The following is a 931-nucleotide window of genomic DNA, read 5'->3' on the forward strand; positions in this document are numbered from 1 at the left end:
TGATACTATGCGCTTTTGTAATAGATAAATAGTTAATCTTTTTTAAAGACCGAATCTTTCAAACTCTGAACACTGGCATTGATAACCGCGCCTAGGATAACAATTTTAGCAATCAAGATAAACCAAAACATCATAACAACAAGAAGAACAGAACCTAAAATTCGGACGTCCACTAAATGATGGACATAGTAATTGAGATAACTAGAGAACAGAGTTAGTAAACCTAAAATCACTAAGAGGACAAAGGCACTGCCTGGTAGGGTATAGCTAATTTTCCTGTCAGATAGATTGGGAAGAAAATAATAAAGCATGACCAAGATAGCAAAGAGGAGGGCGTAAGTCAGAGGACCTGCCAACCCTTGTAAAGCCTGATAGATAATGCCATCTTTTGTCCAATAATGAGCAAGTAAAGCCAAAAGCATCTGCCCAAACAAGCTCAAAAACAAGGCAAACGCAAAGAGGAACTGCAAGCCAAAACTGACTAGGAGGCTCACCATCTGATGGGAAATAAGTCCACGACTCTTTTCGACGCCATAAGCCTTGTTAAAAGCTTTTTGCAAGAAATTCATAGATTTTGAAAAACTCCATAGCGCCGACAAGACAGAAAAACTCAATAAACCTGTTGAAGGTTGCGTCAAGACTTCTCTGGCTATTTTTTCCACACCTTCATAGAGGCTTGGGGGCAGGACGTCTTTCACAAAGCCCAGAAGTTCTCCCACAGGAATCTGAAAATAGGGGAGGATATTGACCACCACCAAAAGCAGGGGAAAAATCGAAATCAACCAATAGTAGGCTACTGCGACACTGGTCAACTCACTATCTGATGCTTGATAATAATGCAAAAAAGCTTTTAATAGAGGCTTGTCTATCAGCTCTTTCCACCACTTTTTCATGTCACACTCCTTCACTTATAATCTTATACTCAATGAAA

1 protein-coding gene is annotated in these 931 nt (G+C 39.6%); it reads right to left on the reverse strand.

Annotated features, from left to right (window positions below; translation table 11 throughout):
* Positions 1 to 32: 32 nt before the first annotated feature.
* Positions 33 to 893 (reverse strand): YihY/virulence factor BrkB family protein, encoded by an 861-nt coding sequence (locus HT699_RS11370; protein ID WP_172934380.1) that lies wholly within the window; start codon positions 891 to 893, stop codon positions 33 to 35.
* Between the last annotated feature and the right edge of the window lie 38 nt (positions 894 to 931).

This window comes from Streptococcus sp. 1055, from assembly GCF_013276815.1.
Taxonomy (GTDB): domain Bacteria; phylum Bacillota; class Bacilli; order Lactobacillales; family Streptococcaceae; genus Streptococcus; species Streptococcus pseudopneumoniae.

Bases quoted from the DNA above. Each gene is read 5' to 3' on its own strand.
- HT699_RS11370 (WP_172934380.1), bottom strand. From the start codon at position 893: ATGAAAAAGTGGTGGAAAGAGCTGATAGACAAGCCTCTATTAAAAGCT.